A 16,531-nucleotide genomic window follows, 5' to 3' on the forward strand; every position below is an offset into this window, starting at 1 on the left:
GATTAAAGCGTAAATTTGAATAAATAAAAGATTAAAAAATAACCAATTATGAGTGTAATAATTAATATTCACGCAAGACAAATTCTTGATTCTAGAGGGAATCCTACTGTTGAAGTAGATGTAGTTACTGAAAATGATGTTTTAGGAAGAGCTGCTGTACCGTCAGGAGCCTCAACAGGAGAACACGAAGCTGTCGAGTTACGCGATGGAGGTAATGCATATATGGGTAAAGGAGTTTTAAAAGCTGTAGAGAACGTAAACTCTATCATTGCTCCTGAATTATTAGGGGTTTCAGTTTTCGAACAAAACCTTATCGATCAAATTATGATTGATTTAGATGGTACTAGTAACAAATCTAAATTAGGAGCTAATGCTATTTTAGGTGTGTCTTTAGCAGTTGCTAAAGCAGCAGCTGGAGAACTAGGCTTACCGTTATACCGTTATGTAGGTGGTGTTTCAGCAAACACATTACCATTACCGATGATGAATATTATTAATGGAGGTTCTCATAGTGATGCGCCTATCGCATTCCAAGAGTTCATGATTATGCCTGTTAAAGCGAAAAACTTTACACACGCTATGCAAATGGGAACTGAAATCTTCCATAACCTTAAAAAGGTATTACACGATAGAAATTTAAGTACAGCTGTTGGTGACGAAGGTGGTTTTGCTCCAACTTTAGACGGAACAGAAGATGCTATTGAAACAATTGCAAAAGCTGTTGAAAATGCTGGTTACAAATTTGGTGAAGAAGTTAAGATAGCTTTAGACTGTGCTTCGGCTGAGTTCTACGAAGATGGTGTTTATAACTACGCTAAATTCGAAGGAGATACCGGAGTAACAAGATCAAGTAAGGAACAAGCTGAATATTTAGCAGAGTTAGTTTCTAAATACCCAATTATCTCTATCGAGGATGGTATGGATGAGAATGACTGGGAAGGTTGGAGTTACTTAACAGAATTAGTTGGTGATAAAGTACAGTTAGTAGGTGACGATTTATTCGTAACTAACGTAGAGCGTTTATCAAGAGGTATCGAGAACGGTATTGCAAACTCAATTCTTATTAAAGTAAACCAGATTGGTACTTTAACTGAAACTATTGCAGCTGTAAACATGGCTCATAATGCAGGTTATACGTCTGTAATGTCTCACCGTTCAGGTGAAACTGAAGATAATACTATTGCTGATTTAGCAGTAGCATTAAATACAGGTCAAATTAAAACAGGATCGGCGTCTCGTAGCGATCGTATGGCGAAATACAACCAATTACTTAGAATTGAAGAAGAGTTAGGCGATGTAGCTTACTTTCCTCAAGAAAAAGCTTTTAAAGTGAAGTAAAAAGGTCAAAGAATATTCAAAAAAAGGCGATTATTGTTTAATAATCGCCTTTTTTTATACTTAGATTCTAAACAATATGTTAATTGATGAAATCTTTAGTTTGATCTCCTTCTAAAGTATATAGATATTTATTAAATTAGCGATCCAATAAAATTAAATTAAACAATCATTAAAATACATATGGCTAATACTGCTACCATTGAAATAAACGGTGAGAAACATGAATTTCCATTAGTGGAAGGAACAGAGAAAGAAGTTGCGATAGATATTACAAAATTAAGGGCAGCAACAAAAGGTGTAATAACTATAGATCCAGGTTATAAAAACACTGGATCATGCGAAAGTGGTGTAACTTTTCTAGATGGAGAGCAAGGTATTTTAAGGTATAGAGGTTATAGCATTGAAGAATTAGCAGAGAAAGCAGATTTTTTAGAAGTTGCTTATCTTTTAATTTTTGGAGAACTTCCAACAAAAGCACAGAACGAAAAATTTCACGAAGATATTAAAGCAGAGGCTGTAGTAGATGAGGATGTAAAGAAAATTGTTGAAACATTCCCAAGATCTGCGCACCCAATGGGAGTTATTGCTTCTTTAACAAGTGCTTTAACAGCGTTTAATCCTTCTTCTGTAAATGTTGATTCAGAAGAAGACATGTACAGAGCTATAGTTAAAATTTTAGGGAAATTCCCTGTCTTAGTAGCTTGGACATTACGTAGAAAACAAGGGTTGCCTTTAAATTACGGAAGTGATGAAATAGGTTACGTAGAGAACATTTTAAAAATGATGTTTGAAAAACCTAATCATCCTTACGAACAAAACAAGGTCCTTATCAATGCTTTAGATAAATTATTAATCTTACATGCCGATCACGAACAAAACTGTTCCACATCTACAGTAAGAATTGTAGGGTCATCTCATGCTGGTTTATTCGCATCGCTTTCTGCCGGTATTTCTGCGCTTTGGGGACCATTACATGGTGGGGCTAACCAAGCGGTATTAGAAATGTTAGAAGGTATTAAAGCAGATGGTGGAGATACTAAAAAATACATGGCAAAAGCTAAAGATAAAAATGATCCATTCCGTTTAATGGGATTCGGACACCGTGTTTATAAAAACTTCGATCCTAGAGCAAGAATTATTAAAAAAGCTGCAGATGAAGTATTAGGAGATTTAGGTGTGCAAGATCCTATTTTAGACGTAGCTAAAGGATTAGAAAAAGAAGCTTTAGAAGATAGCTACTTCGTAGATAGAAAATTATATCCAAACGTAGACTTCTATTCAGGAATTATCTACAGAGCAATGGGTATCCCAACGGATATGTTTACAGTAATGTTCGCCTTAGGACGTTTACCAGGTTGGATTGCACAATGGAGAGAAATGCGTTTACGTAAGGAGCCAATTGGTAGACCAAGACAAGTTTATATTGGTGCAACCGAAAGAAAGTTTGTTCCTATAGAAGAGAGATAATATTTTTACAATATTAGTGTATAAAAGAAAAGGCTTCATAAGATTTACTTATGGAGCTTTTTTTATATTTGCGCATGCTAAAACTGAATATAAAAGACGAGACATCGAGACTTAAAGCTGTGGTACTTGGAACAGCAGAAAGTAACGGACCTATACCTAAGGTCGAAGAATGTTACGACCCTAAAAGTATAGAACATGTACTAGCCGGAACATACCCTAAGGAAGCCGATATGATTCAGGAAATGGATGCCGTAGCTAAGGTATTTGAAAAATACGGTGTTCAGGTTTTTCGTCCGGAGGTTATAAAAGATTGTAATCAGATATTTTCTCGCGACATAGCTTTTGTTATTGAAGACAAAATGATACGAGCTAATATCTTGCCTAATCGTGATCAAGAAGTACATGCTATAGATTATATATGGAATCAGGTTGAAGAAGACCATAGAATAATTCTTCCTGAAGAATGCCATGTAGAAGGCGGCGATGTTATGCCTTGGAATGACTATATTTTTGTAGGAACCTATTCTGGAGATAACTACTCAGAGCTTATTACAGCGCGCACCAATATTGATGCGGTTATAGCATTGCAGGAATTATTTCCTGAGAAAATGGTTAAGTCATTCGAACTAAGAAAGTCTAATACCAATGCCAAAGAAAATGCGTTACACTTAGACTGTTGTTTTCAACCTTTAGGAAAAGGAAAAGCAATCCTTCATAAAAATGGTTTCTTAATCGAAAGAGAATATGAATGGTTAGTAGACTTTTTCGGAAAGGAAAATATATTTGAGATTACTAAAGACGAAATGTATAATATGTACAGTAATGTCTTTTCAATTTCTGAAGACGTTGTAATTTCAGAGAAAAACTTTACGCGTCTAAACGATTGGCTGCGTTCCGAAGGATTTACCGTAGAGGAGGTATCGTATTCAGAAATAGCAAAACAGGAAGGTTTGTTACGTTGTTCAACAATGCCTTTAATCAGGGCGTAATATGTTTACAGCTATCTAAGCTGCAATCATTTGGTTCAATGTGAATAGAAATATTTCCCAGATTGGGAAGCTGGCTATGCAGATAGTCTTTCAGTTTGTGCGATAAGTCATGACCTTCTTTTACGGTTATATTGCTGTTTACCACGGCATGTAAATCCACATGATAACGCATCCCCGATTTTCTGATATAGCATTTTTCGGTGCCTAATATTCCGGGAACTTCAAGCGACTTTTTTCTAATGTCAAGAATTAAATCGTCGTAAAGGTGTTCGTCCATAATTTCACCCAAAGCAGGTCTGAAAATCAAATAACTGTTGTAAAGAATAAATCCTGATGCGAGTAATGCTGCCCAGTCATCGGCAGTTTCGTAACCCTCACCAAAAATAAGCGCAATTGAAATACCCATAAAAGCCATGACCGAAGTTATGGCATCACTACGATGGTGCCATGCATCGGCCTTTAAAGAAGAACTATGAGTTTCTTTACTTTTCCTTATAACAATTTGAAACGAAACTTCTTTCCAGATGATTATTGCACCCAAAACAATTAACGTCCATGGTTTAGGTGTTTTGTGTGGCGTTTGAATATGTTCGATACTTTCGTAACCGATAATGGTTGCCGAAGTCACTAAAAAAGCAACTACAATAAAAGTAATAAGGGGTTCTATTTTTCCATGACCATACGGGTGATTATCATCGGCAGGCTTTTTTGCATATTTAAGTCCGAGTAATACCAATGCCGACGAAAATATATCGGTAGTCGATTCTATGGCATCGGCAATCAAGGCATACGAATTGCCAAACACACCAGCCAATCCTTTTAATAAGGCTAAACAGGTATTTCCTATAATACTAAAATACGTTGTCTTTATGGCTGTCTGTTCGTTGCTCATTCGTTTGAAATAAAACTTTTCTTAAAAGCGATAAGTTTAGAAAAACGAAGTTAAATTTTTTATAATTAAAACGAGGATTCTTCTATGTTAAATACAAACACAGATGTGATTTTATCCTGTAAATAATTCTATTTTTGTGATGAAATTTATCAATATGCAACAGACAACAAATACTATTTTAATGATTCGTCCAATAAATTTTAGGATGAATGAACAAACCGCGGTGAATAATTACTATCAAAAGGTTTTAGATGATTTATTACCAGATACCGTAAATGCAAAAGCACAGCGGGAATTTGATGCTTACGTTGAAAAATTACGAGGCATAGGTTTAAACGTAATTGTTGTTAATGATACAAATGAATTTGATACACCAGATTCAATTTTCCCAAATAACTGGGTGTCCTTTCACGAAAACGGAACCATAGCTTTATATCCTATGTTTGCTGAAAACAGACGTTTAGAACGTCGTGAAGAAGTATTGTTGGCCGTTGAAGATGCTGGTTTTATAATTCATGATGTAGTGGATTACACGGAAGCTGAAATGGAAGGTGTATTTTTAGAAGGTACCGGAAGTTTGTTGTTAGATCGAGTAAATCGAAAAGCATATTGTGCATTATCGCCTCGAGCAGACGAAGAGTTGTTTATTGAGTTTTGTGAAGATTTTGAATATTTCCCTGTACTATTTAATGCAAATCAAACTGTAAACGGTGAGCGAAAAGCTATATATCACACCAATGTTATGATGTGCCTGGGAGAAACGTTTGCTGTAGTTTGTTTAAGTAGTATTGATGATAAAAAAGAACGCAAAAATCTATTAACGCATCTTAAAGCCGATGGTAAAGAAGTGGTTGATATTACCGAAGATCAGGTTAATAATTTTGCAGGTAATATGCTTCAGGTGAAAGGAGCAAACGATGAACGTTATTTAATTATGAGTGCCGCTGCCCATGCTTCTTTAACGCAACAGCAAATTAGTAAACTTGAAAAGCATACAAAAATAGTATCAAGTTCTTTAGATACTATTGAAGCCTGTGGCGGAGGAAGTGCACGTTGTATGATGGCAGAAGTATTTTTGCCAAAAGCTTAATTATACGGGTTTAGATTTAGGTAGTTGAATGTAGAATGTCGTTCCGACATTTAAGGTGCTTTCAACCCAAATTTTACCGTTATTGAGTTCTACCAGTTCTTTACAGATAGAAAGTCCTAGACCAGTACCTTTTTCGTTATTGGTTCCCAAGGTGGTGAATGAGCTGTTTTTAAACAGTTTATCCATATTTTCCTTTGAGATTCCTATACCGGTGTCGGCTACGCTAATAATGCAACTTCCGTTGCTAATATGGTTTGAAACGGTAATGGTATCTCCACTTTTACAAAATTTAAGGGCATTTGCTAAAAGGTTCTGAATAACAATTTCAATCATACTTCTATCAGCGTAAGCAAAGTCACGTAAAGAATGATCGACCAATTCAATGCCTTTGCTTTCCAGGCGTTGTTCAATAAGTTTTACTTTATCTTCAAAAACTTCCTGAATATCAAATAGCGAAGGTTTCGGGTCTAAGGACTGCATTTGCGATTTAGACCAGTTTAGTAAGTTAAATAAAAGTAAAGAGGCATTATTGGCGTTTTCGCTTAATTCGGGAATCAAGTTATCGAATTCTTCACGTGTTAACGAGCCTTCTTTCATTAAATTAATAAAGCCATTTATAGAAGATAAAGAGTCTTTTAAATCATGAGATATAATTGAGAACAACTTATCCTTTACGTTATTCACGTTTTCTAAATGCTGAGTTTGCTCGGCAAAGGCTTCGTTTTGTAATTGGATTTTGATGTTCTTTTCTTCTAACTCCTGCGTGTATTTTATATTGCTATTACGTTTTACATATATAAGTATTAAAAACGTAGAGACAATAGCTAAGGCGGCTAGTAATCCATAGAGAACAACTTTGAATTTATTAACTCCAGAATATGTTTCCTGAGGTTGACTTTTAAAGTTATTAACAGGTTCTTCAATGGTTCTTGAAATTTCTTTATCGAAATCTGGATTAAACTCTAAATCCGAAGCCTTTAATGGTTTACTATCTATTATATCAGTTTGATCGAGACTGTTTTTTAAATCGTAGTATTCACGTTGCCAAACATAAGCTCTGTCAAACCTACGTTTGGTAGAATCCAGGTCTTTCATCAGTTTGTAATAGGTTAGCAACTCTCTGTTGTTATCAATGCTTTTAGCAATTGTACCTGCTTCATATAGTTGCTGCTCAGCAAGCTGTAATCTGTTTAAGTGCAAATTAAGGTCTCCTAAACCATTTAAAGCCAGTAGTAAACCGGCTTTATCATTAGATTTTCTGTTAAGTGTTAATCCTTCAAGAAGGTATTGAGAGGCTTTGTCGTAATCATTAAATTTTAAATATTCCCGACCGAGTTTTGGGTAAACCCTGCCCCGAATAGAGTCGTTGGATTTACTCGCTCGATTGAGGACGGTTTCATAAAACTCTATAGACTTTCGGTATTCTTTGTTGCTAGAATATAGTTCTGCTAATTGCAAGTTGGTTTTTAAAATGGCTTCTTTCTCATTTAACTGTTCTAGTACATCGAGTGCCTTTAAATTAAATTTTATAGCGTAATCTGTAGCGCCAATTTTAGAATAGGCTTCGGCTAAATTGGTATATGCGAGAGATAAATCATTCTTTAGATTCAACTCTTCTAATACTTTAATAGCTGCTAAACAATACTGTAAACCTTCAGAATAATTACCACGTTTAATTTCCAGTAACCCAATGCTATTATTCACTTTAGCAATACCGGTAGTGTCATTATGTTTCTGGAAAATGGATTTTGATTTATGGTATCCGTTTATAGCGTTAATATAGTCGCCTTTTTGAGCATAAATTAAAGACTTGTAGTAGGTGGTTTCAGCAATGCCTTTATCGTAGTTTAGACTGTTAGATAACTTTTCACTTTCAATAATGTACTTTATAGCCTTATCGTAATTTTTATTGTTATAAAGTAGTTCAATAATTTTAAGCGAGGTTTCAACTTTTAAAGAATCTTGAGTTTCGAAAGCTAATTGTATGGAAAGACTATCTAACTCTTGAGTTTGTGAAAAACCAAGCAGTGTAGATATAGCAAGTGCAATTAAAGTAATTATTCTCCTCATACAATATTCAAATTACAAAAATGAATAAAGCAGTAACTAAAGTCATCTTAATTGAGGGAATTAAAGATTGCTTTATTAAGCTGTAATGTTATTATGTTAGATTTTTTTGTTTAGAGTCTAAAAAAAGGACTTTGGATTAATAGCTTTACTTAACAAAATTAGAAAATGCTATGTTATAATCTAATTTCTCTGTTTTATTACCAATATTTTAGATAAACAGACATGATACTTTTTTGAAAAACATCGACGAATAGATGAACGGTAAAAATCATAGAAAAACGACATGTTTATCGATGAAATGCATGTGTTTTTATTACTGCAATCGGGTGTCTTTAGTAATTGTTTGTAATATAGAGTTTTGAGGTGTTTTGGTGTTTGAAATTGATAAATTTAGATTATAAATGGAAAGCTGAATTTTTAAAACCAATTTATGATTAAATGCTTTAAGAAAAGTTTTATCTTTGCTGACCTAAAAAATGACCATAAATGAGCCTTCAACAGACTTTACAAGACCAAGTAAAACAAGCCGTTTTAGCATCTTTTGATGTATCGATTGATACCGTAGAATTTCAAGCAACGCGAAAAGAATTTGCAGGAGATATTACTGTAGTTATTTTCCCTATGTTGCGCTATATAAAAGGAAACCCATTACAAATAGGGGAGACCATAGGGAACTATCTTGTAGAACATGTAGATGAAGTGAAAGCGTTTAATGTAGTAAAAGGGTTTTTGAATGTAGAAATCAGTGATGGGTATTACATGAACTTTTTTAAAGGCATTAAGAAAGATTCAAATTACGGTTTTGTAGTACCTAGTCCTGAAGATAAAGCTATCATGGTGGAGTACTCTTCACCAAATACCAATAAGCCTTTACACCTTGGGCATATTAGAAATAACCTTTTAGGGTATAGTGTAGCCGAAATTTTAAAGGCCTCTGGAAAGAAGGTTTATAAAACTCAAATTATTAACGACCGTGGAATTCATATTTGTAAAAGTATGCTGGCATGGGAGAAGTTTGGTAATGGAGAAACACCTGAAACTAGTGGATTAAAAGGTGATAAACTGGTAGGTAATTACTATGTGAAATTCGATCAGGAATATAAAAAAGAAATAGAGACATTAGTTGCTGGAGGTAAAACCGAAGAAGAAGCTAAGAAGGAAGCACCATTATTATTGGAAGCTCAGGATATGTTACGTAAGTGGGAGTCTGGTGACGAAGAAACTGTGACTCTTTGGAAAACCATGAATGGCTGGGTGTATGATGGTTTTGCTGAAACTTATACTAACATGGGTGTAGATTTCGATACTTTGTATTATGAAAGTAACACCTATTTATTAGGAAAGGAATTTGTAGCAGAAGGATTAAAATCAGGTGTGTTCTTTAAAGAAGGGGATGGCTCTGTATGGTGTGATTTAACCGAAGAAGGATTAGATAAGAAGATTGTACAGCGTGCCGATGGAACTGCTGTTTATATGACACAGGATATTGGTACAGCGATTCAACGTATTAAGGATTTTCCCGATGTTGGCGGTATGGTTTATACCGTGGGAAACGAGCAGGATTATCATTTTCAGGTGTTGTTCATTATTCTCAAAAAGTTAGGATTTGAATGGGCTAAAAATCTCTATCATTTAAGTTACGGGATGGTAGATTTACCAAGTGGTAAAATGAAGAGTAGAGAAGGAACAGTTGTTGATGCCGATGATTTAATTGATGAGATGGCTTCTACTGCCGAAGAGATTTCGGAAGAGTTAGGTAAGCTTGATGGTTATACAGAAGACGAGAAAAAGGCCTTATATAAAACCATCGGTTTAGGGGCTTTAAAGTATTATATTTTAAAGGTCGATCCTAAGAAGCGCATTTTATTCGATCCTAAAGAGTCTATCGATTTCCAAGGGAATACAGGACCTTTTATTCAATATACTTACGCCAGAATACAAGCCATTTTAAGAAAAGCTGATTTTGATTATTCTAAAGATTTAACGGCTTCAGAAATTACTTTACATGAAAAAGAGAAATCACTTTTAAAGCAATTAGAGTTATTTCCAGAAGTTATTCAGAATGCAGCAGCCCAACATAGCCCGGCATTGATAGCAAATTATACCTACGATTTGGTAAAAGAGTTTAATTCATTTTACCAGAATGTGTCGATTTTAGGAGCAGATAATGAAGATGAGAAGATCTTTAGGGTACAACTTTCGCAGCAAGTAGCAAATACTATTAAGAATGCATTTAGCGTTTTAGGGATTCAGGTTCCTGAACGTATGTAGTTTAATAAAAGAATATTAAAATAAAAAAGGAACCAAATTGGTTCCTTTTTTATTTTATGCAATTAAATCCATTAGTGTCTTATTTGAAAAGTTGGTTTTTATTGTCAATTTATGGGGATAAAATAATCAACCTGATTTTTATATTTTGAAAACTATAAAGTGTTTACTTTCTTTAAGTTAGAAAATTATATGATGAAAGTTGTTCAAAACATATAGCAAAGCGTCACGTTCGAAATCAGTAACAAAAGTTTTGATACACCCTATATCAAAATTAATTTTTCATAAAAAGAAAAGAAGGAAAATCTACTGGATTATAGCAATCATCGTATCAATTCTGATTATAGTTTTGATAGGTTGTTGTGTTTATAATTTTGGAATGTAAAACGAACTATTTTCCGTATAAAAAGTAATGATTAACCAAGTCAATGTATTTGCGTTTGGCTTCATCTTCACTTATGTTTTTTACCTGAAATAAAGCATTGGTTTTGAATGCGTTTATAATGGCTTTTTTACTATTAGGTTTGCTGTAAGAGTTTGTTGCCTTTTTGTAATAGGCATAAAGACTTAGAAGGATATCAGCTGGAAAGGGATCGGTGTGTGAATTTACACGATCTACAGCTTCTTGAAACTCTTTATCTAATGCTCCGGTATTACTCATTGGTCTCTGCAATAATGCTTTCTCCACCTTTTACTTTTTGGTTTAATTTTACTTTAATGTTGGTGTCTAGAGGTAAAAACAAATCGACTCTAGAGCCAAATTTTATAAATCCTGAATCGGCACCTTGAGTTGCGGTATCATCTACTTTAGCGTAGTTTACAATGCGTTTCGCTAAAGCCCCGGCAATTTGTCTGTAAAGTACTTGTCCGTAAGTTTTGTTTTCAACAACAACTGTGGTACGCTCATTTTCTTCGCTGGCTTTTGGGTGCCAGGCAACAAGATATTTACCAGGATGGTATTTACTAAAAATAACTTTGCCTCCAATAGGGTAACGGGTAACGTGAACATTTATTGGAGACATAAATACACTTACCTGAAGACGTTTTTCATTAAAAAACTCTTTTTCGAAAACTTCTTCGATAACGACAACCTTTCCATCTACTGGCGATACTACCTGTTTTTCGTTAGGTTGTGTGTGTCGTTTAGGATTTCTGAAAAACTGAAGTATAAGAATTAAAAATACTAAAAGAACAAGTTTTAATGCTAATCGAAGCCAATCGATAGTTACAAAATTATCCACTAATACCGTACCAGAAATTACCAGTATAAACGTAACAATAATTATCTTATAACCCTCTTTATGAAACATATTGTAACAATCTTAAAAATAAATATATAAACGGGGCAGTAAATATTATGCTATCTAATCGGTCTAATAATCCACCATGTCCAGGCATAATAACACCGCTATCCTTAACGTTAGCTTGTCTTTTAAATTTAGACTCTACTAAATCGCCTAAAGTACCAAAAACACTAATAATTATGCTTAATACTAACCAGCTTGTAAAGTTTAAAGTTTCCGCAAAGGTACTAATAAAATAACTTGCTATGCACGAAAAAAATAGTCCACCCATAAAACCTTCTACAGTTTTTTTAGGAGATATTTTTTCAAAAAGCTTTTGTTTACCAAAATTTTTACCAACTAAATAAGCAAATGAATCGTTAACCCACACAAGGAGAAAGGCTCCCAATAAAATGTTTGAGTTATATGTATCGTGATAATCTGCTATTAAAATTAGAAATACAAAGGCGCTGGATAGGTAAAACGTAGTTAAAAGGAAACGCTTAGAGCTAAAAAGAGGTATTGTCTTTTCTGAAAATAAATCCTTAATTAAAAACAGGTTGACAAAAATGCTTAACACCATAAGTATTTGTGTAGCTTCATCGAGACCTTTAGCGTCAATAATTAAATGCCAATAGCCAAAAATAGTGTACAGTACAGCAAAAATGATGTAGGGTATATAACTCTTTAACTGAATGAGTTTATTAAATTCACCCAAACAGATTAAACCAAAAATAAAGAATAAGCCTATTAACAAATGCTCGAATTGCATACAAACAAGCAAAAGCAAGACGTAAAGTACGCCAGAAAGTGATCTAGTTAGAATTTCCTTCATTCTATAAATCTTCTAAAAGGAGTAAGTATAAGTTTTTAGCACTGCTACCATAGCTAAGAAAATCTTTTTCCTGACTCGATTTAAAATGTTTTATGGTGGTAATATTTGTAGGTATTTTTTGTTTGTTTTTAGCTTTAATACCTCTTAAACCTTCACCTATGTTTTCTACAATTTGGCTGGTAGTGGCAAATACTACAAAATTTTCGGGTAGTTCGGGTAGTTTCTTTTCGAAAATTTGCTTTGAAGAAATTAATAAAGAACCGTCGTTGGCAATTAAGTTCTCGCAAGTTGTCAGGAAAAAAGAAGCTTCACTTACTTTATTTGATGCATTAAAATTAAAATTTTTAAATTTTGAAATTAAATGTTCGTCGACAACTAAAGCGGTTTTGTTTTCCCAATCGTTTTCTTCAAGGATGTTTTGCAGATTTTGAAAAATCTCATTCAGGTTCTCGCAGTAAAGAAATTTACCTCCGTTTGCTTTAAAGTTTATGGTAAACCTTTCATCTATAGGAAGTTTAATTTCAGGCATATACTTGCCTCTTTCTTCAGACTTTAGTTCGTCGTCAGACTGATTAGATTTTGAACCAAAAATTTTTCTAAAAAGACTCATTAGTAAGCTTGCTATTAATACATTTTTCCTTGAGGACAACCAAATATAAAAAAACTTAAATTAACCGTACGGTTAATTTAAGTTTTTTGGTAAAACGTTTATAAAATAAGGCTAAAGCCTACTCTTGCTTCGTTTCAACTTCTTCCGTTTCAAACTGACGTTCTCCAAATATTTTTTGAAGATTATCTTTGAAAATAACCTCTTTTTCCAGAAGAACTTCAGCGAGTTCGGTAAGTTTATCTTTGTTTTCTTCAAGTAATTCTACCGCTCTTTTGTATTGCTTTTCAATGATATCTGAAATTTCTTTGTCAATCAATTCGGCAGTCTGTTCACTATAAGGTTTTGTAAAACCATATTCATTTTGTCCTGAAGAATCGTAATATGTTAAGTTACCTACTTTATCACTAAGGCCATAGATAGTAACCATAGCTCTAGCTTGCTTAGTAACTTTTTCTAAATCACTTAATGCTCCTGTTGAAATTTTTCCAAAGATAACCTGCTCGGCAGCACGACCACCAAGAGCAGCACACATTTCGTCTAGCATTTGTTCAGGTCTAACAATTAAGCGTTCTTCAGGTAAGTACCATGCAGCGCCTAATGAACGACCGCGAGGGACAATAGTTACTTTTACAAGTGGCGCAGCATGTTCTAACATCCAGCTTACCGTAGCGTGACCAGCTTCGTGGAAAGCAACAGCACGTTTTTCACTTGGTGTGATAATTTTATTTTTCTTTTCTAAACCACCAATAATTCTATCGACAGCATCAAGGAAATCTTGCTTATCAACCGACTTCTTACCATTTCTGGCAGCAATTAAAGCCGCTTCGTTACAAACATTAGCAATATCCGCTCCAGAGAAACCTGGTGTTTGTTTTGAAAGAAAATCTAAATCTAAATCTTCAGCTTTTTTAAGTGGGCGTAAATGTACTTCGAAAATTTCTTTACGCTCACGAATATCCGGAAGGTCAACATAAATCTGTCTGTCAAAACGACCGGCACGCATTAACGCTTTATCTAATATATCTGCACGGTTGGTTGCTGCTAACACAATTACGTTAGTATTAGTACCAAAACCATCCATTTCTGTTAGTAATTGGTTTAAGGTGTTTTCACGTTCGTCATTACTTCCAGACATGGCGTTTTTACCTCTGGCACGACCAATAGCATCAATTTCATCAATAAAAATAATAGACGGTGACTTTTCTTTGGCTTGCTTAAACAAATCTCTAACGCGAGACGCCCCAACACCTACGAACATCTCAACGAAATCAGATCCTGATAACGAGAAGAAAGGTACTTTGGCTTCACCAGCAACGGCTTTAGCTAATAAGGTTTTACCGGTTCCCGGAGGTCCTACCAGTAAAGCACCTTTAGGAATTTTACCTCCTAGTGTGGTGTATTTTTCAGGGAACTTTAAGAAGTCAACAATTTCCTGTACTTCTTCTTTAGCGCCTTCTAAACCAGCAACATCTTTAAAAGTGGTTTTAACTTCGGTGTTTTGATCGAACAATTTAGCTTTCGATTTTCCGATGTTGAAAATCTGTCCGCCTGCTGCTCCACCTGCACCACCAGACATACGTCTCATAATGAAAATCCAAACCGCAATTAATAAAATAAACGGAAGAATACCCATTAAAAGATTAGTCCAGGTGTCATGCTCTTGATCGAATGCAATAACAGGAACTTGACTTAAGTTCTCTTTAGCTTTATCTATGTCTTCTTCAAACTTGTTAAGGCTACCAAATTTAAAGGTGTAGTTTGGTAACTTGGTTGCCGAAGGAATAAAACTTGTTGATTTAGAGTTTTTATGAATGTCTTTTTGAAGCGCTTCATCGGTAAGATATACTTTAGCCGTACCCGTATTAGTAATAACATCTACTTTTTCAATATCTCCATCTTGCAAATATTTAAAAAAGTCACTAGGTGTTATTTTTTTACCTTCGTCGTAACCACTGTTTCCGAATAGTTGAAACCCTAAAAAAAGAGCTATTAATATACCGTAAATCCAGTACGGACTGAATTTAGGTTTGTTTTCTTTTGTATTTTTTTTGTTGTTTGCCATGCGTTTTAGTAACTCGTTTCTATAACTGTTGTTTTTGCATCTCCCCAAAGACTTTCAATGTCGTAATATTGTCTGATTTGTTTTTGGAATACGTGTACAACAACGTTAACATAATCGATTAATACCCATTCAGCATTGTCTACGCCTTCAACATGCCAAGGGTTATCTTTAAGTTCTTTGCTTACTTTTTTCTGAACAGAATTTACTATAGCGTTTACTTGCGTATTTGAAGTACCTTCGCAAATTATAAAGTAATCACAAACCGTATTTTCAATTTCTCTTAAATCTAAGATACTAATACCTTGTCCTTTTACGTCTTCGATACCACTAATTATAACCGATATCAACTGGTCTGCGCTTATGTTTTTTTTCGCCATTAAATTATTTTGAGTTTATGCAAAGTTATTATTTTTTTATTTCTTTATGCCCTAAAAAAGTATTAAGATTTTATCTAATAATAATAACCAATACATGCATATAATCAAACTTAGTGCCATCGACTCTACAAATACTTATTTGAAGACGCTTTGTGCCGAAATGCCTGTTGATGATTATACCGTGGTTATTACAGAAAATCAAACTAAGGGGAGAGGTCAAATGGGGAGTGTTTGGAACTCTCAATCTTCTAAAAACCTTATCTTTAGTGTGTTTAAGAGTCTTTCATGTTTTGAAATTCAGTATCCTTTTTATATTAGTATGGTGGCTTCCCTAGCAGTTGTGAAGGCATTAGAAGGTTTTGATATACCTAAATTAAATGTGAAATGGCCTAACGACATTTTGTCAGAAAACAAGAAGGTTTGTGGTATTTTAATTGAAAATGCCATAAAACAGGGGCGATATGCCAGTTCAATTATTGGAATGGGGTTGAATGTGAATCAAACTGAGTTTGAAAATTTGCCTAAGGCGTCGTCCTTAAAATTAATTACAGGTAAAACGTTTGATTTGGAAGAACTTGCACATCGTATTATCAAACAATTACAAACATATTTTGAACTTTTAAGACAAAGTAAGTTGGAGGTGTTAAAAGAGGAATACGAAAGTTACCTGTTTAGAAAAAATAAACCTTCAACATTTAAAAATGCTGAAGGTTTTATGTTTTCTGGTATTATTAAATCGGTTTCAGATACAGGAATGCTTCAAGTTGCACTGGAAGACAACCTTATAAAAGAATTCGATTTAAAAACGATTACGTTATTGTATTAAATTGAATTTGGAATGCTTGTGGCAAGCGTTTCAATAAACTTTTTTATTGGGCCTTTAATCATCATAGCCATCATAGGGTTAAAGTCGCCGCTAAATTCCAATTGTACTTCACTAGATGCTTCATCAACTTTATTGATGTTTCCCACAAGAGAAAAATCTATTTTTCCGCCGGCAGCACCTAAAACAATTTTGTTTGGAGGAGTTACTTCTTTTTTCTTAAGCGTAATTTCTGGCATACCGCTTAAAGCAAAAAGAAAGGTGTCGTCACTTAATACTTCAAATTTACTAATGTTTTCAGGCATTAAAGATTCGAAGTTTTTTATGTTTTCTAAAAAGTTAAAAATGTCTTCCGGAGATTTATCAACTTTAACTTTTGGTGATTCTAAATTCATAGGTTGTCAATTTTTTGAAGAATAAGTTTAAT

15 protein-coding genes are annotated in these 16,531 nt (G+C 34.1%); 6 read left to right on the forward strand and 9 right to left on the reverse strand.

Annotated elements, in window-relative coordinates:
- Positions 1-48: 48 nt before the first annotated feature.
- The 3 genes from eno to ICJ85_RS09245 all read left to right on the forward strand — a co-directional run bounded on the left by eno (position 49) and on the right by ICJ85_RS09245 (position 3,794).
- A complete protein-coding gene (gene eno, locus ICJ85_RS09235; RefSeq protein WP_188223506.1) occupies positions 49-1,338 on the forward strand; it encodes a phosphopyruvate hydratase in 1,290 nt (429 codons plus the stop codon).
- Between the two features lie 180 nt (positions 1,339-1,518).
- Positions 1,519-2,805 carry a citrate synthase gene (locus ICJ85_RS09240; RefSeq protein WP_188223507.1) on the forward strand — a complete coding sequence of 429 codons (1,287 nt, stop codon included), beginning with the start codon at positions 1,519-1,521 and terminating at the stop codon, positions 2,803-2,805.
- A gap of 74 nt (positions 2,806-2,879) precedes the next feature.
- Positions 2,880-3,794 carry a dimethylarginine dimethylaminohydrolase family protein gene (locus tag ICJ85_RS09245; protein WP_188223647.1) on the forward strand — a complete coding sequence of 305 codons (915 nt, stop codon included), beginning with the start codon at positions 2,880-2,882 and terminating at the stop codon, positions 3,792-3,794.
- Here the strand turns inward: ICJ85_RS09245 and ICJ85_RS09250 are convergent.
- Positions 3,784-4,686 (reverse strand): cation diffusion facilitator family transporter, encoded by a 903-nt coding sequence (locus ICJ85_RS09250; RefSeq protein WP_188223508.1) that lies wholly within the window; start codon positions 4,684-4,686, stop codon positions 3,784-3,786. The genes ICJ85_RS09245 and ICJ85_RS09250 overlap by 11 nt on opposite strands.
- Before the next feature lie 154 nt (positions 4,687-4,840).
- Here ICJ85_RS09250 and ctlX point away from each other — a divergent pair, with 154 nt between their 5' ends.
- Positions 4,841-5,776, forward strand: coding sequence for a citrulline utilization hydrolase CtlX (gene ctlX, locus ICJ85_RS09255; RefSeq protein WP_188223509.1), 936 nt, complete (start codon positions 4,841-4,843; stop codon positions 5,774-5,776).
- Here ctlX and ICJ85_RS09260 read toward each other — a convergent pair whose 3' ends face one another.
- Positions 5,777-7,846, reverse strand: a complete 2,070-nt coding sequence (locus ICJ85_RS09260) for a tetratricopeptide repeat-containing sensor histidine kinase (protein WP_188223510.1) — start codon at positions 7,844-7,846, stop codon at positions 5,777-5,779. It lies immediately after the preceding gene.
- Positions 7,847-8,332: 486 nt separating this feature from the next.
- Here ICJ85_RS09260 and argS point away from each other — a divergent pair, with 486 nt between their 5' ends.
- A complete protein-coding gene (argS, locus tag ICJ85_RS09265) occupies positions 8,333-10,117 on the forward strand; it encodes an arginine--tRNA ligase (RefSeq protein ID WP_188223511.1) in 1,785 nt (594 codons plus the stop codon).
- A 388-nt stretch (positions 10,118-10,505) separates the two neighbouring features.
- On the opposite strand, the gene ICJ85_RS09270 is transcribed toward argS, so the two are convergent.
- From ICJ85_RS09270 to rsfS, 6 genes are all read right to left on the reverse strand, one after another.
- The gene (locus tag ICJ85_RS09270; protein ID WP_188223512.1) at positions 10,506-10,775 is read right to left on the reverse strand and encodes an acyl-CoA-binding protein; all 270 of its coding nucleotides are present in this window, start codon (positions 10,773-10,775) and stop codon (positions 10,506-10,508) included.
- Positions 10,768-11,424, reverse strand: a complete 657-nt coding sequence (locus tag ICJ85_RS09275; protein ID WP_188223513.1) for a phosphatidylserine decarboxylase family protein — start codon at positions 11,422-11,424, stop codon at positions 10,768-10,770. The genes ICJ85_RS09270 and ICJ85_RS09275 overlap by 8 nt, the downstream gene beginning before the upstream one ends.
- Complete coding sequence (locus ICJ85_RS09280) at positions 11,414-12,232, reverse strand: phosphatidate cytidylyltransferase (protein ID WP_188223514.1); 819 nt, start codon at positions 12,230-12,232, stop codon at positions 11,414-11,416. The genes ICJ85_RS09275 and ICJ85_RS09280 overlap by 11 nt, the downstream gene beginning before the upstream one ends.
- Before the next feature lies 1 nt (position 12,233).
- Positions 12,234-12,842 carry an LUD domain-containing protein gene (locus tag ICJ85_RS09285; protein WP_188223515.1) on the reverse strand — a complete coding sequence of 203 codons (609 nt, stop codon included), beginning with the start codon at positions 12,840-12,842 and terminating at the stop codon, positions 12,234-12,236.
- Positions 12,843-12,960: 118 nt separating this feature from the next.
- Complete coding sequence (gene ftsH, locus ICJ85_RS09290) at positions 12,961-14,904, reverse strand: ATP-dependent zinc metalloprotease FtsH (protein ID WP_188223516.1); 1,944 nt, start codon at positions 14,902-14,904, stop codon at positions 12,961-12,963.
- A gap of 5 nt (positions 14,905-14,909) precedes the next feature.
- A complete protein-coding gene (rsfS, locus tag ICJ85_RS09295) occupies positions 14,910-15,281 on the reverse strand; it encodes a ribosome silencing factor (RefSeq protein WP_188223517.1) in 372 nt (123 codons plus the stop codon).
- Between the two features lie 94 nt (positions 15,282-15,375).
- On the opposite strand from rsfS, the gene ICJ85_RS09300 reads away from it, so the two are divergent.
- Complete coding sequence (locus tag ICJ85_RS09300) at positions 15,376-16,107, forward strand: biotin--[acetyl-CoA-carboxylase] ligase (protein ID WP_188223518.1); 732 nt, start codon at positions 15,376-15,378, stop codon at positions 16,105-16,107.
- Here ICJ85_RS09300 and ICJ85_RS09305 read toward each other — a convergent pair.
- The gene (locus ICJ85_RS09305; RefSeq protein WP_188223519.1) at positions 16,104-16,499 is read right to left on the reverse strand and encodes an SRPBCC domain-containing protein; all 396 of its coding nucleotides are present in this window, start codon (positions 16,497-16,499) and stop codon (positions 16,104-16,106) included. The genes ICJ85_RS09300 and ICJ85_RS09305 overlap by 4 nt on opposite strands.
- Positions 16,500-16,531: the final 32 nt, after the last annotated feature.

The sequence above is a fragment of the Aestuariibaculum marinum genome (genome assembly GCF_014596975.1).
Classification (GTDB): Bacteria; Bacteroidota; Bacteroidia; order Flavobacteriales; family Flavobacteriaceae; genus Aestuariibaculum; species Aestuariibaculum marinum.